Annotated in this window: 19 protein-coding genes; 11 read left to right on the top strand and 8 right to left on the bottom strand. The window is 42.2% G+C overall.

The window, feature by feature from the left end:
* Positions 1-75: 75 nt before the first annotated feature.
* The 8 genes from PL9214_RS22940 to cysE all read right to left on the bottom strand — a co-directional run bounded on the left by PL9214_RS22940 (position 76) and on the right by cysE (position 6643).
* A complete protein-coding gene (locus PL9214_RS22940; RefSeq protein ID WP_072721296.1) occupies positions 76-402 on the bottom strand; it encodes a hypothetical protein in 327 nt (108 codons plus the stop codon).
* A 376-nt stretch (positions 403-778) separates the two neighbouring features.
* Positions 779-2365: a helix-turn-helix domain-containing protein gene (locus PL9214_RS22935; protein WP_072721294.1), complete on the bottom strand. Its 1587-nt coding sequence runs from the start codon at positions 2363-2365 to the stop codon at positions 779-781.
* 509 nt (positions 2366-2874) lie between these two features.
* Complete coding sequence (fdxB, locus tag PL9214_RS22930) at positions 2875-3171, bottom strand: ferredoxin III, nif-specific (RefSeq protein ID WP_072721292.1); 297 nt, start codon at positions 3169-3171, stop codon at positions 2875-2877.
* 278 nt (positions 3172-3449) lie between these two features.
* Positions 3450-3878, bottom strand: a complete 429-nt coding sequence (locus PL9214_RS22925) for an ArsC/Spx/MgsR family protein (RefSeq protein ID WP_072721290.1) — start codon at positions 3876-3878, stop codon at positions 3450-3452.
* A 172-nt stretch (positions 3879-4050) separates the two neighbouring features.
* Positions 4051-4254, bottom strand: a complete 204-nt coding sequence (nifT, locus tag PL9214_RS22920) for a putative nitrogen fixation protein NifT (protein WP_072721289.1) — start codon at positions 4252-4254, stop codon at positions 4051-4053.
* Complete coding sequence (locus PL9214_RS22915) at positions 4251-4517, bottom strand: nitrogen fixation protein NifZ (RefSeq protein ID WP_072721287.1); 267 nt, start codon at positions 4515-4517, stop codon at positions 4251-4253. The genes nifT and PL9214_RS22915 overlap by 4 nt, the downstream gene beginning before the upstream one ends.
* Positions 4517-5638: a homocitrate synthase gene (gene nifV, locus PL9214_RS22910; protein WP_072721284.1), complete on the bottom strand. Its 1122-nt coding sequence runs from the start codon at positions 5636-5638 to the stop codon at positions 4517-4519. The genes PL9214_RS22915 and nifV overlap by 1 nt, the downstream gene beginning before the upstream one ends.
* Positions 5639-5971: 333 nt before the next feature.
* The gene (cysE, locus tag PL9214_RS22905) at positions 5972-6643 is read right to left on the bottom strand and encodes a serine O-acetyltransferase (RefSeq protein ID WP_222425287.1); all 672 of its coding nucleotides are present in this window, start codon (positions 6641-6643) and stop codon (positions 5972-5974) included.
* A 980-nt stretch (positions 6644-7623) separates the two neighbouring features.
* Here cysE and nifB point away from each other — a divergent pair.
* The 11 genes from nifB (at position 7624) to PL9214_RS22850 (ending at position 19889) form a co-directional block, all read left to right on the top strand.
* On the top strand, positions 7624-9099 hold the full coding sequence (gene nifB, locus PL9214_RS22900) for a nitrogenase cofactor biosynthesis protein NifB (RefSeq protein WP_072721282.1): 1476 nt from the start codon (positions 7624-7626) through the stop codon (positions 9097-9099).
* A gap of 41 nt (positions 9100-9140) precedes the next feature.
* A complete protein-coding gene (gene nifS, locus PL9214_RS22895; RefSeq protein ID WP_072721280.1) occupies positions 9141-10346 on the top strand; it encodes a cysteine desulfurase NifS in 1206 nt (401 codons plus the stop codon).
* A gap of 83 nt (positions 10347-10429) precedes the next feature.
* Positions 10430-11311, top strand: coding sequence for a Fe-S cluster assembly protein NifU (gene nifU, locus PL9214_RS22890; protein WP_072721278.1), 882 nt, complete (start codon positions 10430-10432; stop codon positions 11309-11311).
* Positions 11312-11484: 173 nt separating this feature from the next.
* A complete protein-coding gene (nifH, locus tag PL9214_RS22885) occupies positions 11485-12363 on the top strand; it encodes a nitrogenase iron protein (RefSeq protein ID WP_186440468.1) in 879 nt (292 codons plus the stop codon).
* Between the two features lie 124 nt (positions 12364-12487).
* Entirely contained in the window at positions 12488-14023 is a 1536-nt protein-coding gene (gene nifD, locus PL9214_RS22880; RefSeq protein ID WP_072721275.1) for a nitrogenase molybdenum-iron protein alpha chain, read from the top strand.
* Between the two features lie 96 nt (positions 14024-14119).
* Entirely contained in the window at positions 14120-15655 is a 1536-nt protein-coding gene (gene nifK, locus PL9214_RS22875; protein WP_072721273.1) for a nitrogenase molybdenum-iron protein subunit beta, read from the top strand.
* An 86-nt stretch (positions 15656-15741) separates the two neighbouring features.
* Entirely contained in the window at positions 15742-16017 is a 276-nt protein-coding gene (locus PL9214_RS22870; protein ID WP_072721271.1) for a Mo-dependent nitrogenase C-terminal domain-containing protein, read from the top strand.
* Positions 16018-16089: 72 nt separating this feature from the next.
* Positions 16090-17475, top strand: a complete 1386-nt coding sequence (gene nifE, locus PL9214_RS22865) for a nitrogenase iron-molybdenum cofactor biosynthesis protein NifE (RefSeq protein ID WP_072721269.1) — start codon at positions 16090-16092, stop codon at positions 17473-17475.
* Positions 17476-17520: 45 nt separating this feature from the next.
* Positions 17521-18846: a nitrogenase iron-molybdenum cofactor biosynthesis protein NifN gene (gene nifN, locus PL9214_RS22860; protein WP_072721268.1), complete on the top strand. Its 1326-nt coding sequence runs from the start codon at positions 17521-17523 to the stop codon at positions 18844-18846.
* Positions 18847-18872: 26 nt separating this feature from the next.
* On the top strand, positions 18873-19274 hold the full coding sequence (gene nifX, locus PL9214_RS22855) for a nitrogen fixation protein NifX (RefSeq protein ID WP_072721266.1): 402 nt from the start codon (positions 18873-18875) through the stop codon (positions 19272-19274).
* Between the two features lie 156 nt (positions 19275-19430).
* The gene (locus PL9214_RS22850) at positions 19431-19889 is read left to right on the top strand and encodes a NifX-associated nitrogen fixation protein (protein WP_072721265.1); all 459 of its coding nucleotides are present in this window, start codon (positions 19431-19433) and stop codon (positions 19887-19889) included.
* Positions 19890-19997: the final 108 nt, after the last annotated feature.

Below are 19997 nucleotides of genomic sequence, written 5' to 3'. Positions count from 1 at the left end.
AGGACAATTTTGATGTGGGTTTACCTTTGAGGGGTAAAATTAGAGGGGTGCAGAGTCCAAGGATGAAAATTTTCGTTAGGATTGCTCCGCCGAAACGTAAGTTGCTAATCCTCTAAATTTGAGTCCCAGGATGATATCATTTAGCTCAGAACCCAAATAGTTTCCTGTTTGAGTAATGGCATTAATGAAGTAGAATCCATCTAAATCCGTTGCTGTTTCTGCCCAATTGTTAATATCAAAAGAGCTAATTTTATTAAATTCTGATACAGGTTTAGCGTTTTGTTCATCGGGTAATACATACAGATGATCACCTGATTTTTCAACAATAGTTACGCCCCTGACTTTACGGATTTTCGTTAGGGAAACAGGTTGTAATGGGTTGTATCCTTGAATAATTTTCATGTCAACCTCTCCTCTGGGTTGATGATTTAGATGGAAGGTTTGGGTGCGACTAGGATGAGAATGATCTTGATATCATTACTATCTCTATTAAAGTCGGTTCTCACCGGGGAGATTATTCCAGTTATTTTCGCGTCCCCAAAGTCTGTCCTCGATTAAGGGGAAAGACGGATTCTATTATGTAACGGATGTGACAATTCAACAAGTGGTTTCACGGCCAACGTTATTATTCGTAAAATTTCCGGGTTTAAATTTTATTTATTCAAATAAAAAAACCTTCTCTGGAACAGGGAAGGGAGAGGGGAATTTTGAAGCCAGAAAGGAGTTTAACGGAATTTAGAAAGAGAATATGGAATAGGCTTTCAATCCCATCAACGCTTTAATGATTTTTGTTTAAGCCTAATACTTTTCGTAAGAGGGTTTGATCTGAAAATTTTGCGGATAAACGACCGTTCTCTAAATCGCGAATCCAACTTTGGCTCTTACCTGTGATTCTCGCCAACTCCCTCTGACTCATCCCTTGCTGTTTACGAGCCGTAACAATTTGTTCAGGTAAAAGATTCATCTCCGGCTTTAACTTAATTTTTCGGGTCTGAGTCCCTCGTTGTTGCTGTTTTGGGGTTTTCATTCGTTGTTCCCAATCTACCGGAAGTTCAAACCATAAAATCCGGGCATTCATCAATAAATTCCATTTACCGCGAGGACTAGCATCAGTAATTCGGGTTTCATTACTTCCATCCTGAATCCAAAAATCTAGGGCGGCATCAGCATCATCGGGAAGTTCGCCTAACTTTGCCCATAACGGTTGAATTTCAGGGGGATAAGTCACTGAATCAAAAACGGGTTTTAATCCATAATGATTTAAACATTCTAAATCTCTTTCAAAGGTTCGTAAAAGCCGCTTGCGCTCTTCTCGTCTTTGGGAAGCAAAGGTTAATTTCTCTTCTCCGTAAGCAACTCGCATTAATTTGGGGACAGTAATCCGTTGTTCTTTGCCCATTTTGGTTTTAAATAACAGCCACAGCATCATCCGAACAGCCCCTTCATGTTGTTGCCAAATACTCATCACAATACTTAAAAGGGATTGGGGTAGAATGCCATATTGATAAAAGGCAGTTTGTTCTTTACAACCTTGTTGGTTTAAAAAATATTTTGCCCAAATTCCAGCTTTGATTTTGAAGGTTAAACCCACTAAATATTTACATCCCATCTCATCTTCTTGAAAATGATGTTGAACTTCAGTGAGATGCCATAAGGGACTATTGACAATTAAAAATTTATTCACTTTTCCTTGCTTTGGCCAGTTAATAGACCCGGTAATAAAACAAGGTTGTTCCGCAATTTTACGAATCAGGGAAAGTTTAGTGGCTTTGCTGAGATCTTTCCGTTTATCTAACTCTAAATATTCTTCAATTTGGCGATCGCTAATGATAAACTCTTCTTCCCAAGGCTTTTCTAACGCGGTTGCATGAGCCGCATAAATTAAGTGCATACAAGCGGCTCGAATATCGAAAGACTGAATCCCAGTTAGTGCGAGTTCTCCGATAGAATGATCACTCATTCGTAACGTAATCATTCCCCGTCCGCCATTGACTCGTCGTTCATAATAAGGCTCCCCAACCTCATCAAATTTCCAATCCAAGGATTGTCGCTGTGTTAATAAGTTACACAATTCCCACATCACCATAGAAGAGGCAAACGGATGATTTTTCCCATTCGCAAATAAAGATGGGCTAGTTACTGGTCTGAGTTCTGCTTTATATCTCCCTTTTTTCGATTCAGAGGGTAGAGGACAAGAAATTGGACACAACATTAAACATTGAGGTTCAGAATAATAGCCTTCGCAATTATTACAAAGGTTGGGATCGATCCAATAATGATTGTCCTTGATTTGAACTGCACCCGTTGGGCAAACAGGGCGACAGGTATCACAAGCCAGACAATGACCAGGGATTTTATAAGCCATAAACCAATCTGAAATATTTGGGTTTTGGGATATGAGATCAAACTCGGAATTTTTTTTCTTGCTGGAACAGTTAAGCAAAAAAACGCTATTTATGATTTTTAGTAAAGTAACAATATTATTTGATAATTTGTGTTCATGGTAAGCATTTTTACGCTTTTCTATAGGGGGCTGCTGACGAAGATTGAAACAACAGCCCCCAGTGGGATGATCAGATTGATTGCAAGAACGTTGATGAATACTGTTTCTGGAGAAAATTCAGCCTATTTTCAGTTAATCATTTATTCTTTGTATATAGAAAAATTTAAGCTCAAATTCTCTTGATCAAGGTCGATATAAAAAAGTGCGTTGTTGGGAATTCAGCACCTATTTTTAGGGCTAAAGTGCAACAACAAGTTGTTATCACAATTCTAGTGTTGAACTGCTGATTTTATTGTAGGGGTTTCCCAACCCCTACAATTTTTTGTCAAAAATCATACATAGATTTTTAGCAATCTGATTCTTCTTCCTCCTTAGTTTTGCTCGTAAGCACTATGAGTGTGACATTGTTTAGGACAAGCCCGTGAACAAGCTTCACAGCCAATACAGTTATCAATATTAACAATCGTCATCACTTTACGTTCAAATTCTTCGTCTTCCTCGTCCTCCACAAATTCTCCTTCCTCATTCAGTGCTTGTAGTCCTAGAACATCTTGACCACAAACCTTTAAGCATCTGCCACAACCTAAGCATTTTGCATAATTAATGGCAGTAATAAATTGAGGCGTCCAGGTTTTACCCCCGCGTGTTAATCCTGTTAATGTTGCCATAATGATTCCTCAGATTCCCAATAGATAAAGGGTTGAATTGTTTAAATACTGCTCAACTCAAACTATAGATTTATTTTAACTCACTTTTTTAAAAAAGTAAAGAGATTTTTGATAAAAATTATAGAGAAATCTAATTTTAGTTTTAGAAAAATTGGAATCACAATTTGTAGGGGTTGGGTTGCCCAACCCTCTAGGGTTATGGATTGGGAAAACTCAACCCCTAGCTGAAAGATTTAGAATTGCGATGGGCTCCGCCCAGCCGAAGGCTATCGCTTCAATTACTGAGAAGATTGACAAGTTTTTTCAGTATGACTACGGGGACAGGTTTCTAAGTTTGTTATCGTTTTAGCAATGGGGGTCAAACCCAGCCAAACATCAATTTTTTCAGGATTAAACCCAACAGAAAATATATCACCTACCTGCATCAAAGGGCGACGAATTAACAAGGGGTCAGCTAACATTAATTCTAGGGCTGTTATTTCATCCAATTCATCCAGTATTACGTCTCCCGACTTAATCGCAGGCGCACTCAAATTAAACCACTCACTGACAGGTAAACTCCCGAAAAACGGGCGCAAACCTTCCACAGTCCAAGGCGTTGTTAAAAGATTACGCGCCTCAACTTGATGACCGGCTGCTACTAACAAAGTTTTCTGTTTCGTATTATTAATACAACCCGGTTTTTCATAGAAAATGATATGAACCATTGTGATTGATATTGCCTCCTCTTCAATTTATTTTCAACTTTGTATAACAACCTGTAGGGATTGGGTTACTCAACCTTCTAGGAATCTGGGTTGGATTACCCAACCCCTACAATCAAAAATTAAAACAATTTAATCCCTGTTTTTAAGGAATTAAAATTCCGTTTGCACCTGTTTAATTTAGGCGCTTGGCTTCAACAGTTTGAGGGAGTTTTAACGGTTCTTGTGAATTAGAAATTTCCAACTCCCAACCATTGGCTAAGGTTAAAATTTTCCCCGATGATTCAACACGTTCACTGACAACTTCTTCTTCTAAGTCTTTCTTAGCAACATAAACCATTAAATGCCCATTTGTATGACGACGCAACATGACTTTCATGAAACTTCTTCAACCTCTTCTAATTCTTTTTTTTTGCAACCAACAATAAACCCTCTTTCTAAAAAATGCACAGCATAAATATAAGAGGTTTGTAAATAAGTTCCAATCCCAACGACATAACCAATTTCACCTTTTTTGGCAAGGGTTGCGCCGATATCCTGACCGGGAAAAGTGCCATCATTCCGAATTAATTTGCGAGTTCGGACTTTTTGGTTAATTTCAAAGACAGGGGGACAATTTAACTCCAGTTCATCTAACTGCATTAAGCACTCCTCCGTTCTGTTGCTAAATTCACTAATTCCTGTACAGTTAAATCCCGTTTCACTTGTACAGAAAAATTTCTAACCTGTTCTAAAATCCCTTGGGTTTCATCGGAATTAAGATAAATCCCATGATTTTCTAGAACATCAAACAGTAGATGTCGTCCTGAATGTTTACCGATCGCTAACCGTCGTTCTCCGCCAACTTCTTGAGGTGCAAACGGTTCATAGGTAAAGGGATTTTTGAGAACCCCATGAGCATGAATTCCAGCTTCATGAGCAAAGGCATTTTTACCAACGATCGCTTTCCAAGGAGGAACAACACCGCCCGATGCTTTTTCAACAAATTGTGAGAGTTCTTGGAAATGGTGAGTATCGATTCCTAAGTCAAGATTATACACTTGTTTAAGTGCCATAACGACTTCTTCTAATGCCGCATTACCCGATCTTTCACCTAATCCATTTACAGTTGTATTCACAGAAGTTGCACCCGCAATTACTCCGGCGATCGCATTAGCGGTTGCCATCCCTAAATCATTATGGGTGTGCATTTCCACAGGAATTTCTAATAGTGAAACCAGTTCACTAACCTTTCTGTGAGTGCCAAAGGGATCTAAGATTCCAACAGTATCACAGAATCGAAACCGTGAAGCGCCTAATTCTTCTGAATAAAGGGCAACATCTAGGAGAAAATTTTCATCCGCTCGTGAAGAATCTTCTCCCCCAATAGATACATATAACCCTTGATCAACCGCAAAGCTAACAGTATCTCGAAGTTGAGCTAAAACTCGTCGCCATTGCCCTTGAAATTTAGCATCAATTTGAATGTTTGAAACCGGAATTGAAATATGAACCCGCTTCAAACCACAAGCAATTGATGCTTCAATATCACTTATAACTGCACGGTTCCAGCCTAGAATTTGAGCATTTAAACCTAAGCTTAAAATCCGAGCGATCGCTTTTTGTTCTTCCAGCCCCATAGCAGGAATTCCCACTTCTAATTCTTGGACTCCCATCATATCCAAAAGCAAAGCGATCAGGATTTTTTCTTCTAGGGTAAAGGCAACACCCGCCGCTTGTTCACCATCTCGGAGTGTGGTGTCATTAATAATAACTTGATTCATATTAATTCTGCTCCTCATGGTCATTTAGATTTTAGATTTTAGACTTTAGATTTTGGATTTACTCGGTCGGAAAGGATGAAGCTTTTTGCTCGAAAAATCCTCACCCGATACTAACTTCGATTCGGGTACAATCTCGATTAAATGTGCGTCGGCTTTGGAGAAGATTTCGGCTTTTTAATGGGAAGCTCAAGATCATTCATGATTTTTGCAACCATCCGTTCATAGATGAACGCCCAAAACAGTAGATAAGCGGCTGAACAAGCAACACTAATCATAATCAATAGCTCCTTAATCGTTGACGGTTTTCTTTAGGGCGAGGTGAGACACAAGCCACTAGGGAATGGGAAATTTTGAAAGTGGAACAGGCATCTTGCCTGTGGGAGCAAACTGCTGAACTTGCTGTTCTAATTTCTCAATCCGCACTATAAGGGAACGAATGGCAGCAGCTTCTGGGTCGGGTAAGATCCCATGTTCCAAAGGGCAGCCTTTACCGGGTTTAGAAACAATTCGTCCAGGGACACCCACAACAGTACAGTCCGCCGGAACGTTTTGTAACACAATTGAGCCCGCACCAATGCGAACCTGATCCCCAATGTGAAGATTGCCTAAAATTTTTGCCCCTGCACCGACCACAACCTGATTGCCTAAAGTGGGGTGGCGTTTACCCGTTTCTTTCCCCGTCCCCCCCAAAGTTACACCTTGGTAAATCAGGACATTCTCTCCAATGATTGCGGTTTCACCAATGACAACCCCCAAACCATGATCAATAAAAGCTCCTTTACCAATGACCGCACCGGGGTGAATTTCAATTCCGGTTAAAAATCGAGCAATATGGGAAATGAACCGGGGAAGAAAAGGAACTTGGTATTGATGCAAACTGTGGGCTAGGCGATATAAACACAGAGCGTGAAAACCCGGATAACAAAATAGCACTTCTAATCTGCTCTCGGCGGCGGGGTCACGTTCAAAAATAATTTGGAAATCAGCCCATAGGGTTGTTAACAGATTTTCAGAACCAGGTTCTTTTGCTATCAAGTTTGTTTCTGATTTCGGATTACTGTTAACGGCTGATTTCCGGGCTCCCTGGGTCTGCAAAGGAAGGAGTGGGAACACTTTCTCAGGAGGTAAACGAGTTAGAAGTTGCAGCATTGGTGGAGGAGAGAGCGGAAGCAATACCATTTGTTTTCCTGCTTATAGCAGATGCTCTTTGCCATAATCAGCCCTAATCCCCAGGTTGAAATTACTATAATTTATTAAGTTTGTACTCAAGTGTTTTAAACCCAGTGAAATCAGGCTAAAAAAAATCTTTTGGGGATAGGGGTGCTAGTATTTTTCGGGTTAGGGGTGAGTATTTTTTTAGGGGGGCTTGAGTATTTTTTTGTACTCATTGAAAGCCTTTCTATAGTTAGGGTTCAGCTATTTTAGCTTGAGTAGTTTTACATTGATAAGCTGACATAATCAGAGCGATAAGAGATTAAGCAAATATAAAATTTTTGTTACGATAACTACCATTTGAAAAATCAAAGTGATAACTTAGATACAAAATTAATAGTCTTCAGAAATGTTGGGATAGTTATCCAACTATTTCAGCTTAATTGAGTAGTTTTTGAGTACAAACTTCCGACTCAAAAAAAGGGGGTGTAAATGTCCTCAAAGCTACTCCTAGATTGGGTTTGGGTGTGAGTAGGGAGAATTCCAGTCCCTAATGCCAAAAATACTCATCCCCCCCCTAAAAAATACTCGTACCCCATACCCAAAATATTTTTTCGATCCTGATATAGAGGGGCTTTGAAGCCTTGAGTAGAATTCCAATTATTTCAATAAATCTGAACTGGGGGAACAACTCAAACCCCTAAAACGGTGGCTGCTATAAATCCAATAACGTCAGGCACTTAAGTCCACGACTCAGAAGGCAACCTTAGCTTCTTGACCGATAAGTGTTCTTACGTCGATTAATCAGTTCGTTATTAGACTTACGGATTTCGATGTCACCTACTACAGAACTTCTCTCGAAACTAGAAGCGAAAGCGCAACCCGATGCCCTTCCCACATCCCAAAAGTCCGGCTCCTGTGGTTGCAGTTCATCTTCTTCTGAAACGACCGTAGACGAAAAAATCCAACAGCGCATCGCCAAGCATCCCTGCTATAGCGAAGAAGCACACCATCATTACGCTAGAATGCACGTTGCTGTTGCTCCAGCTTGCAATATTCAATGTAACTACTGCAACCGCAAATATGACTGTGCGAACGAAAGCCGCCCTGGTGTTGTTAGTGAACTGCTGACCCCCGAAGAAGCCGCCCATAAGGTGCTGGTAATTGCGGGAAAAATTCCCCAAATGACAGTTTTAGGCATTGCTGGCCCTGGCGATCCCTTGGCAAACCCGAAGCACACCTTCCGCACTTTTGAACTCATTGCCGAAAAAGCCCCGGATATTAAGCTATGTCTGTCAACCAATGGCTTAATGTTACCTGACTATATTGATCAAATTAAACAACTGAATATTGATCATGTAACTCTAACCATTAATATGGTTGACCCAGAAATTGGGGTTAAAATTTATCCTTGGATTCGTTATAATCGCAAACGCTATACAGGCATTGAAGCCGCCAAAATTCTGCACGAACGGCAGATGGAAAGCTTAGAAGCCTTAAAAGCAGCAGATATTCTCTGTAAAGTTAATTCTGTTATGATTCCGGGGATTAATGATCAACATCTCCCCGAAGTTAACCGAGTGATTCGGGAAAAAGGAGCCTTTCTCCATAATATTATGCCCCTGATTTCCGCACCCGAACATGGCACTTACTTTGGTTTAAATGGTCAACGAGGGCCAACCCCTAAAGAACTGAAGGCAGTTCAAGATCAATGTTCCGGCAACATGAAGATGATGCGCCATTGTCGCCAGTGTCGCGCTGATGCCGTTGGACTTTTAGGGGAAGACCGCAGCCAGGAATTTACCAAAGACAAATTCCTAGACATGACACCCGAATATAATTTAGAAACACGGCAAGAAGTCCATGCAGCCATTGATCAAGTTCAAGCCGAACAAAGAACAGTCAAAACTGCAAAAGCCCACAAGAAAGTTGCCAATTCTCCTAAAATTTTAGTTGCTATTGCCACCAAAGGCGGTGGTTTAGTGAATCAACACTTCGGTCATGCCAGAGAATTCATGATTTATGAAGTGGATGCCAACGAAGCTAAATTTGTCGGACACCGTAAAGTTGAACAATATTGTCATGGAGGCTATGGCGAGGAAGATTCTCTCGACAATATTTTAAAAATGTTAGAAGGTTGCACGGCGGTTCTGGTTTCTAAGATTGGTCACTGTCCTCAAGAACAATTGAAACAAGCCGGAATTGAAGCGATAGAAGTCTACGATGTGATTGAAAAAGCAGTCACAGAATATTACCACAAATGGTTTTCTCTGCAAGTTTGTAGCGATTCTATCTTAGCCAATCCGTAATTTCTTAACTTCCATCAGCCGCCCTTTATTGGAGTCGTCTCATGTCTGTTATTTATCTTGATAACAATGCCACCACCCAGGTAGATCCCTTAGTTGCTGAGGCAATGCTACCCTTCCTGACACAATATTATGGCAACCCGTCTTCAATGCACACCTTCGGCGGACAAGTGGGTAAAGCCATTAAACAAGCCAGAGAACAAGTTGCTGCTTTATTAGGAGCAGAACCGACCGAAATCGTTTTTACCAGTTGTGGGACAGAAGGAAATAACACCGCAATTCGCGCCGCCTTAGCCACAAATCCCAACAAAAAACATATTATTACGACTGAAGTTGAACACGCTGCAATTTTAAGTCAGTGCAGACAATTAGAAAGTCAAGGTTATCAAGTTACCTATCTTTCAGTTAATCGTCAAGGACAATTAGACTTAGATGAATTAGAAGCTAGTTTAACGGGTGGTACGGCAGTTGTTTCGATTATGTATGCGAATAACGAAACAGGCGTTGTTTTTCCCATTGAACAAATTGGGCAAATTGTTAAAGCTAAAGGCGCAATCTTTCATGTGGATGCGGTGCAAGCCGTTGGTAAAATTCCCCTAGATCTAAAAAATAGCACCATCGATTTACTCACCTTATCGGGTCACAAACTACACGCACCGAAAGGAATTGGGGTTTTGTATGTACGAAAAGGGGTACGTTTCCGGCCGTTATTGTTAGGGGGACACCAAGAACGGGGACGACGGGGGGGTACGGAAAATGTACCCGGAATTATTGCCCTCGGTAAAGCCAGCGAATTAGCATTAGTTCATTTGGCAGATGTGAAAAAAGAACAGCAATTGCGCGATCGCTTAGAACAAGGTTTACTCGCAAAAATTCCCAATTGTGAAGTCAATGGTCATCCGATTCAACGCTTACCTAATACCAGCAATATCGGGTTTAAATATATTGAAGGTGAAGCAATTTTACTCTCCCTCAATCAATACGGAATCTGCGCTTCTTCGGGTTCTGCTTGCACCTCTGGTTCCTTAGAACCCTCCCATGTTTTAAGAGCATTAGGTCTACCGTATTCTGTCTTACATGGTTCGATTCGCTTCTCTCTTTCTCGATATACAACAGATGAAGAAATTGACACCGTATTAAAGGTAATGCCAGAAATTGTAGAACGGTTAAGAGCATTATCTCCCTTCAAGAGTGACGAAGAAGCCTGGTTAAAAGAACAAGAAAAAGCAATTGCTACTGCCCAAAGTTAAAGACAGGCAATAGGCAATAGGCAACCGTCAACTGTCAACTGTCAACTGATAACTGATAACTGATAACTGATAACTGAATTCTTATGTGGGACTATACAGAAAAAGTCATGGATCTCTTCTATAATCCCCAACATCAGGGAACCATAGAAGATTGCAACGAACCTGGATTAAAAATTGTCACTGGAGAAGTTGGAAGCATTGCTTGTGGAGATGCCCTCAGACTCCATCTCAAAATTGATGAACAGACCGATAAAATTTTAGACGCTCGGTTTCAAACCTTTGGTTGTGCTAGTGCGATCGCTTCTTCTTCCGCCTTAACCGAAATCATCATTGGCATGACCGTTGATCAAGCGTTAAACCTCACAAACCGTGAAATTGCTGAATATCTCGGAGGTTTACCCGAAGAAAAAATGCACTGTTCGGTCATGGGACAAGAAGCCTTAGAAGCGGCGATTTTCTCCTACAAAGGCATCCCTCTGGCTAACCATGAAGAAGATGAAAGTGCTATGGTGTGCCGCTGTTTCGGAATCAGCGAAACCCGAATTAAAAAGGTGATTCATGAAAACAAACTCACCGATGCCGAACAGGTGACAAATTACATTAAAGCGGGGGGCGGATGTACGTCTTGTCTGGCCGACATTGATGATTTAATTGCTGCGGTTTGGCAAAACCCTGATTTTGAAGTTCCAGTTACCCCAGAAATCAGCCCTCAACCCCTCCTGACGAATTTACAAAAAATCACCTTAATTCAACAGGTGATAGATACCGAAATTAAACCTTTCCTCGCTTTGGATGGCGGTGATGTCGCCCTATACGACGTTGAGGGAGACAAAGTAAAAGTCATTCTGCAAGGAGCTTGTGGTTCCTGTTCCAGCAGCTTAGTCACCTTAAAAGTTGCCATTGAAGGCAAATTGCGAGAACGGGTACTACCCACCTTAATCGTTGAAGCCGTTAACCCTTATTAAGTCTAAAAGCCATGAGTTATCCATCGAAAGGGCGATCGCCGCCGGGTGACGTTCCTTATATCCAAAACAGAATCCCTAGCTTGGTTTGCAGTTGACAAGAACCCACCTACAAACCACTCGATCCAAACAAACCTTTTAACTAATCCTACAGAGAGACTATCATGAGCGACAAAATCAGACAAATCGCATTCTACGGTAAAGGCGGTATCGGTAAATCCACCACCTCCCAAAACACGATCGCAGCGTTAGCAGAAATGAAAAAGCGGATCATGATCGTGGGTTGTGACCCCAAAGCAGACTCGACCCGCTTAATGCTGCACAGCAAAGCCCAAACCACAATTCTGCATCTAGCAGCCGAACGCGGCGCCGTTGAAGACCTGGAACTGGATGAAGTGTTGTTAACTGGATGGGGTGGTGTCCGTTGCGTGGAATCGGGTGGCCCAGAACCTGGTGTCGGTTGCGCTGGACGGGGAATTATTACCGCCATTAACTTCCTTGAAGAAAATGGCGCCTATGAAGATTTAGATTATGTCAGCTATGACGTATTAGGGGACGTTGTATGCGGTGGTTTCGCCATGCCCATTCGGGAAGGCAAAGCCCAAGAAATTTACATTGTTACCTCCGGTGAAATGATGGCAATGTATGCTGCCAATAACATTTCTCGCGGGATTCTCAAATACGCTCACTCCGGTGGTGTCCGCCTCGGTGGTTTAATCTGCAACAGCCGTAAAGTTGATAAAGAAATCGAACTGATTGAAGCCCTGGCTGATAAACTCGGCACACAAATGATCCACTTTGTTCCTCGTGATAATGTGGTGCAACACGCTGAACTGCGTCGGATGACAGTGATCGAATATAGCTCTGATCACCCTCAAGCCGATGAATACCGGGCTTTAGCGAAGAAAATTGACGAAAATACTAAACTCACCATTCCTACTCCCTTATCGATGGATGAGTTAGAAGAATTACTGGTCGAGTTTGGTATTTTGGGCGACGACAAAGAATACGAGCATCTCGTTGGCAAAACTGCCAAAGAAGTTGCAGCCGTCTAACAGCAAGCAACAGGAAACAGGAAACAGGAAACTTTGGATTAGCCGTTGATATCTCCCTCCTATCTCCTCCTGTTTCCTACCTCCTAACAGCAATTTATTCTCTACTCTCTAATACTGAAATCCTATGACACCTCCAGAAACCATTACCTATCCAGAAACCACCACTGAAGCCACAACTGAGGCAACGGTTGATGTAGAGACGCGCCATGGCACGTCTGTACCAATTGATACAAAAGCACTGATTCAAGAAGTCCTAGATTCCTATCCCGAAAAAAGCCGTAAAAAACGGGAAAAACACCTCAATGTCTATGAAGAAGGTAAATCGGATTGTGGTGTGAAGTCCAATATCAAATCTCTTCCAGGTGTGATGACCACTAGAGGCTGCGCCTACGCCGGATCGAAAGGGGTGGTCTGGGGGCCGATCAAAGACATGATCCATATTAGTCATGGCCCTGTTGGTTGCGGTTATTACTCTTGGTCAGGTCGTCGCAACTACTACATCGGGACAACGGGTATCGACACCTTTGGCACGATGCAATTTACCTCAGATTTCCAAGAACGGGATATCGTCTTCGGGGGTGACAAAAAACTTTCCAAGCTGATTGATGAACTCGAAGAACTCTTCCCCTTAAATCGAGGGATTAGTATTCAATCTGAATGCCCCATCGGGTTAATTGGGGATGATATTGAAGCCGTCGCCCGTACAAAATCGAAACAAACAGGCAAAACTGTTGTTCCTGTGCGCTGCGAAGGATTCCGGGGTGTATCTCAATCCCTCGGACACCATATCGCCAATGACACCATCCGCGACTGGGTATTCCCGAAAGCCGATAAAGCCAAAAAAGAAGGAACCATCAGCTTTGAACCTGGCCCTTATGATGTGGCAATTATTGGGGACTATAACATCGGGGGTGATGCTTGGTCGAGCCGGATTTTATTAGAAGAAATTGGCTTGCGGGTTGTGGCTCAGTGGTCTGGAGATGGCACACTGCAAGAAATGATGCTCACCCCTCAAGTGAAGCTGAATCTGATTCACTGCTATCGGTCAATGAACTATATCAGCCGTCACATGGAGGAAGCTTACGGAATCCCCTGGTTAGAATATAACTTCTTTGGCCCTACGGAAATTGCTGCCTCCTTACGAGCCATTGCCGCTAAATTTGACGAAACCATCCAAGCGAAAGCAGAAGAAGTTATTGCTCGTTATCAAGCCCAAGCGGATGCCATTATTGAGAAATTCGGCCCCCGTCTGCAAGGGAAGAAAGTGGCTCTCATGGTCGGAGGCTTACGTCCTCGCCACGTTGTTCCTGCCTTCAAAGATCTGGGGATGGAAATTATCTCTACGGGTTATGAGTTTGGTCATAATGACGACTACAAACGCACCACCCACTATGTCGAAGGTGGCACACTCATTTATGACGACGTAACAGGTTATGAATTTGAGGAATTTGTTAAAGCCTTAAAACCTGACCTCGTAGCCTCTGGAATTAAAGAAAAATATGTCTTCCAGAAAATGGCACTGCCTTTCCGCCAAATGCACTCCTGGGATTATTCCGGCCCCTATCACGGTTATGACGGTTTCGCGATCTTCGCCCGTGACATGGACTTAGCCCTCAATAGCCCCACCTGGGATTTAGTCAAAGCCCCTTGGAAGAAATAAAAGTGGAACAGGCATCTTGCCTGTCACTAGATAAGTTAATAAAAAGAACAGGCATCTCGCCTGTTCCACCACCTCAACAATTAGTGGAGAAAGACAATGGCTCAGAATGTAGAGAATATTAAAGATCACGCAACGCTGTTCCAAGAACAAGAATATCAGGAACTTTTCACCAATAAGAAAGAATTTGAAGGTGGACACGACCCGGATGAAGTCGCCCGGATTGCTGAGTGGACAAAAACCTGGGAATATCGGGATAAAAACTTTGCCCGTGAAGCCTTAACCGTCAACCCCGCGAAAGCTTGCCAACCGTTAGGCGCGATTTTAGCCGCCGTAGGTTTCGAGTCTACCCTTCCCTTCGTTCACGGTTCTCAAGGGTGTGTGGCTTACTTCCGCACCCACTTCACTCGCCACTTTAAAGAACCCTTCTCGGCGGTTTCCTCTTCCATGACCGAAGATGCTGCCGTGTTTGGTGGACTCAACAACATGATTGATGGGTTGGCGAATGCCTACGCCCTATATAAACCTAAAATGATTGCCCTCTGTACGACTTGTATGGCAGAGGTAATTGGGGATGACTTGGGGGCGTTTATTTCCAACTCCAAGGAAGCGGGTTCTGTGCCTAAAGACTTCCCGGTTCCTTATGCCCATACTCCTAGCTTTGTCGGTTCCCATATCACGGGTTACGACAATATGATGAAGGGGATTCTGTCTAACTTAACCGCAGGTCAGAAGAAAGAAACCACCAATGGCAAAGTTAACTTAATCCCTGGTTTTGAAACCTATATTGGCAACCTGCGGGAAGTTAAACGGATGGCGTCTTTAATGGGGGCAAATTATACCCTGTTGGCGGATAATTCTGATTATCTCGACTCGCCCAATGATGGGGAATATCGGATGTATCAAGGGGGAACCAAATTAGACGATGCAGCCGATGCTATTAATGCAGAAGCAACGATCGCATTACAAGCTTATTCCACCTCAAAAACACGGGATTATATTGCTAAAGAATGGGGACAAAAAACCTCCGTTTCCCGTCCTGTTGGAATTCGGGGAACCGATGAATTCTTGATGGCTTTATCTGAACTGACGGGTAATCCTATCCCCCAAGAATTGGAACTTGAACGGGGACGGGCAGTAGACGCGATTACAGATTCTCAATCTTGGATTCATGGTAAACGCATTGCCCTGTATGGTGATCCTGATTTAGTTTATGGTTTAGTTAGCTTCTTGCTGGAGTTAGGGGCTGAACCAGTGCATATTGTGGTTAGCAACAGCAACCCAGAATTTGAAGCTGAGTTAAAAGCGTTGTTAGATTCCAGTCCCTATGGTCAAGAAGCGACGATCTGGGGGGGTAAAGATTTATGGCATATGCGTTCACTCCTCTTCACCGAACCCGTTGATTTGCTGATTGGCAACTCCTACGGAAAATATCTGTGGCGTGATACTAAAACCCCCTTCGTCCGCATTGGCTATCCGATCTTTGATCGTCATCACTTGCATCGGTATGCTACTTTTGGATACCAAGGTACGATCAACCTCTTAAATTGGATTGTCAATACCCTCCTTGACGAACTCGATCGCAACACAATTATCCCTTCCAAAACTGATATCTCTTACGACTTGATTCGTTAAGGGTCACTGTTCACTGTACAGACGCGCCATGGCGCGTCTCTACTAACACTTAACAGTCAACAGCTTCTCACTCTGGACTTCCTGCTATGATTACTTTCTCCCTTCATAAGAAGCTGGATATCCTCTGGCCGTTGCGTCAATGGATAGATGGATTAGAAATTCACGATCGCAACTTCGCCCACCTGATCTGTCAACTTATCCCCGGTCAATGTCCCTTTGAACGAAACATCACGTTATTAGTTGGATGGACGTTACACATTCCTCCCCTGTGTAAGTTCAACCCTTTATACGATGAATTAATTGCCCTGCGGTTCCGCGCCCTCACCTACCTCGCTGATGTTTGTGGCGAACAAGCCAGTTAAAGATTGAGGCAGGGAATCAATGAAACCTCTGCCTTTTGCGATCACAGACAACCGACAACACACCCCTGTCCTATGAAACTCACAAGCGCGAAAATTGCTGAATTGCTGGCGGAAAAGGCTTGCGAACACAATCACAAAAAAGATGGCGACAAGAAGAATAAAGCGTGTAAGCAACAAGCCCAACCCGGTGCTGCCCAAGGGGGTTGTGCCTTTGATGGTGCCAGTATTGCCCTGGTTCCGATTACCGATGTTGCCCATTTAGTACATGGCCCCATTGCCTGTGCTGGGAACGCCTGGGGCAGTCGTGGCAGTTTGTCTTCCGGTTCCAAGCTTTACAAAATTGGCTTTACCACTGATTTAAGTGAAAATGATGTCATTTTTGGGGGTGAGAAAAAGCTTTATAAAGCCATTTTGGAAATTAAAAACCGTTATCAACCCGCAGCAGTTTTTGTTTATTCCACTTGTGTAACAGCCTTAATTGGCGATGACTTAGATGCGGTTTGTGAGGCGGCGAGTACAAAAGTTGGAATTCCTGTGATTCCCGTTCAGTCTCCGGGTTTTGTTGGGAGTAAAAACTTAGGAAATCGGATTGGGGGAGAAACTTTACTAGACTATGTTGTCGGTACAGCCGAACCAGATTATACCACGCCCTACGATATTAATTTAATCGGGGAATACAATATTGCTGGGGAAATGTGGGGCGTTCTTCCCTTATTTGAAAAGTTAGGAATTCGGGTTCTGGCTAAAATTACAGGGGATAGTCGTTACCAAGAAATCTGTACAGCCCATCGAGCCAAACTCAACGTCATGATTTGTTCAAAGGCGTTGATTAATATGGCGAGAAAAATGGAAGAAAAATATGGGATTCCCTATTTGGAAGAATCCTTTTATGGCATTGATGACATGAATCGCTGTTTGCGAAACATTGCTCAAAAAATTGGGGACGCAGACTTACAAGAGCGCACCGAACAATTAATTGCTGAGGAAACTGCCAAGTTAGATGAACAACTGGCGACCTATCGAGCTCGTTTAAAAGGAAAACGAGTAGTTCTGTACACAGGAGGGGTTAAAAGTTGGTCGATTATTTCCGCCGCTAAAGATTTAGGAATGGAAGTTGTCGCCACCAGCACGAAAAAAAGTACAGAAGAAGATAAGGCAAAAATCAAAGATTTGCTGGGCAAAGATGGCATCATGTTGGAAAAAGGAAATGCGGCTGAATTACTGAAAGTAATTGACAAAACAAAAGCAGATATGTTAATTGCAGGGGGACGAAATCAATACACTGCTTTAAAAGCCAAAATTCCCTTTTTAGATATTAACCAAGAACGCCATCATCCCTATTCCGGTTATGTCGGAATGGTGGAAATGGCAAGGGAATTAGACGAAGCTTTATATAGCCCTATTTGGGAACAAATTCGTCAACCCGCCCCTTGGGAATTACGAATAGCTGATGACTAATGACTGATAACTGATAACTGATAACTGATAACTGATAACTGTATTATGGCTACTGTAATCTCCCCTAAAAAACCAGTTGCGGTTAATCCGCTTAAACAATCTCAGCCTTTGGGTGCAGCGTTGGCATTCTTAGGTTTAAAAGGAACAATGCCTTTGTTGCATGGTTCCCAAGGTTGTACCGCCTTTGCTAAAGTTTTGCTGGTGCGACATTTCCGAGAAGCGATTCCGTTAAGTACAACGGCAATGACGGAAGTAAGTACAATTTTAGGCGGAGAAGAAAATGTTGAAATTGCCATTTTAACGCTCTTAGAAAAGGCAAAACCAGAAATTATCGGACTCTGTACAACTGGGTTAACAGAAACACGGGGAGATGATATGGAGGGTATCCTCAGAACCGTGAAACAAGAACATCCTGAATTAAAAGATTTTCCGATTATTTTTGTTTCAACACCTGATTTTAAGGGAGCATTACAAGATGGTTATGCAGCTACAGTAGAAAGTATTATTCGAGAAATTCCGGTAGCTGGAGAAACTCAAAAAAATCAAGTAACGCTATTAGTAAGTTCTGCTTTTACGCCGGGAGATGTTGAGGAAATTAAAGAAATTGTTACTGCTTTTGGATTTGATGCGATCGCTGTTCCTGACCTCTCCACATCTTTAGACGGTCACTTATCAGATGGAGGCTATACCGCAACGACAACGGGGGGGACAACTTTAACGAATTTAAAGCGTATTGGTTCCTCGAATTTTACCCTGGCTTTGGGAGAAAGTATGCGGGTGGTGGCGGAGATTTTACATCAACGTTTTGGTACTGAATATCAGGTATTTCCTCGGCTTACTGGATTAAAAGCGGTTGATGAATTTTTAATGAAATTATCTCAGTTGAGTTCATCTCCGGTTCCTGAAAAATATTGTCGTCAACGTCGCCAATTACAGGATGCCATGTTAGACACTCACTTCTATTTTGGTCGGAAGCGAGTTTGTTTAGCCCTTGAACCGGATTTACTGTATTCAACGAGTGTTTTTTTACAGGAAATGGGGGCAGAAATTCAAGCGGCAATTACCACAACTCAATCCCCTTTACTTGACAAAATTCCCGTTGAATCTGTTATAATTGGAGACTTAGAAGACCTAGAAAATTTAGCGATCGCTTCTGATTTATTAATCTCCAATTCTAATGCTAAAGGCGTGAGTGAAAAACTACACATTCCCCTTTATCGGCTAGGAATTCCCATCTTTGATCGCTTAGGAAATGGTTACTTTTCAACCGTAGGTTATCGGGGAAGTAAAGAATTTTTATTCAATTTAGGGAATCTGCTTCTGGAACAGGAAGAAAATAGCCATCATTCGTTGGGGTTTGATTCCCCCTAACTTCTTACTCAACACAGGAGAAAACCATGAAAATTGCCTTTGCTACGAATGATTCCGTTCATATTAATGCTCATTTTGGTTGGGCAAAACAACTGGAAGTTTATGAGGTTTCCACAGAAGGATATGAATTTGTTAATACTTTAACCTTTGATGGCGACCTCAAAGAGGATGGTAATGAGGATAAATTAGTTCCTAAATTAGAAGCTTTATCGGATTGTACAATTGTTTATGTTTCTGCGATCGGAGGCAGTGCCGCAGCGCGATTAATTCGCAAAAAAGTTACACCCGTAAAAGCTAGAAGTGAAGAAGATTTAATTACCGATATCCTCAATAAATTAGTCCAAACTTTAAAGGGTAATCCTCCCCCTTGGTTGCGAAAAGCACTCCAGCAAAAGGAAAAAACGTTTGAGGATTTCGAGGAGGAATAATTAGACATTAAGCTTTTTTGAGGGATGAAAAATAACGGTAGGGGTTGGGTTATCCAACCCAGATCCCTAGAGGGTTGGGCAATCTAACCCCTACCCTAAAATAGAACAACCTCGACTTGACTTGCAATATCCAACACAACACAGGAGAAAATAACAATGACAACAGAAACCATCATATCCATCACAAACACTCCATTTTTGAAAGAATTAGTTCGCCAAATTCGGGCTCAAGATAGTATGGGCGTTTATCGGAGTTGGTCAGATGAATTAATTCTGAAACCCTTAATTTTAACGAAAGAACAAAAACGTAAAATTTCTGTAGAAGGGGATGTAGAACCCATCACCCAATTAAGAATTACTGCGTTTTATCGGGCGATCGCAACTTTAGTAGAACAAGAAACTGGATTATTATGCCAAGTTGTGATTAACTTAAGCCATGAAGGATTCGGTTGGGCATTAATTTTTTCCGGTCATCTTTTAGTCGTTTCTAAAACCCTCAGAGATGCTCAACGTTTTGGCTATGAATCTATGGAAAAATTAGCAGCAGAAGGCGAAAAACTGACGAAATCTGCTGTTGAATTAGCGACTAAATATCGAGAAGTCACTAACGCTTGAAATCAGTGTTCAGTTATCAGTTATCAGTCATCAGTGAAGGTTGATAAGTTTTTGAAGAAAAACCCAATACAACAAACTATTTCATGACATTTGATAACTGGTAACTGA

It is taken from the genome of Planktothrix tepida PCC 9214 (genome assembly GCF_900009145.1).
Taxonomy (GTDB): Bacteria; Cyanobacteriota; Cyanobacteriia; order Cyanobacteriales; family Microcoleaceae; genus Planktothrix; species Planktothrix tepida.
Note: the sequence above shows the minus strand (reverse complement) of the source record. Positions and strands in the feature narration are given on the sequence as shown.